The sequence below is a fragment of the Mesorhizobium kowhaii genome, from assembly GCF_042431665.1.
GTDB lineage: Bacteria > Pseudomonadota > Alphaproteobacteria > Rhizobiales > Rhizobiaceae > Mesorhizobium > Mesorhizobium kowhaii.
This window is the reverse complement of sequence record NZ_JBHLYT010000219.1, coordinates 1-971: the sequence shown is the minus strand read 5'-3', so window position 1 is coordinate 971 and position 971 is coordinate 1. Positions and strand designations below refer to the sequence as shown.

General features: G+C 60.4%; 1 protein-coding gene and 1 pseudogene. Both read right to left on the bottom strand.

The window, feature by feature from the left end; all coding sequences use genetic code 11:
* A partial coding sequence (locus ACFFNA_RS39575; RefSeq protein ID WP_378925748.1) for a GTP-binding protein occupies positions 1-389 on the bottom strand: 389 nt, incomplete at its 3' end.
* Positions 390-455: 66 nt separating this feature from the next.
* Positions 456-971, bottom strand: a pseudogene (gene fusA / locus ACFFNA_RS39570) (elongation factor G); the annotation flags it as partial.

The following is a 971-nucleotide window of genomic DNA, read 5'->3' as shown; positions in this document are numbered from 1 at the left end:
AGGAACACCACGATCGACGGCACGCCGACCTGACGGGCCAGCAGGATGTGCTCGCGGGTCTGCGGCATCGGGCCGTCGGCAGCCGACACAACCAGGATCGCGCCGTCCATCTGCGCCGCACCGGTGATCATGTTCTTCACATAGTCGGCGTGGCCGGGGCAGTCGACGTGAGCGTAGTGGCGGTTGGCCGTCTCGTATTCGACATGCGCCGTCGAGATCGTGATGCCGCGCGCCTTCTCCTCAGGTGCAGCGTCGATCTGGTCGTAGCGCTTGTATTCGCCAAAATACTTCGTGATCGCCGCCGTCAGCGACGTCTTGCCATGGTCAACGTGACCAATCGTGCCGATGTTCACATGAGGCTTGTTACGCTCGAATTTACCTTTTGCCATGTGATGTCTCCAATCCTGCTCGCCCGTGCGGGCCTTGAATTAAGTTACTGCTGCAACCCGTTCGAGTTACGCGTATTTCTTCTGTACTTCCTGGGCGACCGCAGTCGGCACAGGCTCATAGTGATCGAACTGCATCGTGTAGGCCGCGCGGCCCTGGCTCATCGAGCGCAGGTTGTCGACGTACTTGAACATGTTGGCGAGCGGTACCATCGCGTTGATGACCACTGCCACGCCACGTGCTTCCTGGCCCTGGATCTGGCCACGACGACCGTTCAGATCGCCGATGACGCTGCCGACGTAGTCTTCCGGCGTCACAACTTCGACCTTCATGATCGGCTCGAGCAACTGCACGCCAAGCTTGGGTGCAGCTTCACGGAAGCAGGCGCGGCCGGCGATTTCGAAGGCCAGAACGCTGGAGTCAACATCGTGGTAAGCGCCGTCGATCAGCGTCGCCTTGACGCCGATCATCGGGAAGCCCGCGAACGGACCCGAGGTCATGACGCTGTTGATGCCCTTTTCGACGCCGGGGATGTATTCCTTCGGAACGGCACCGCCGACGATCTTGGTTTCGAACTCGAATTC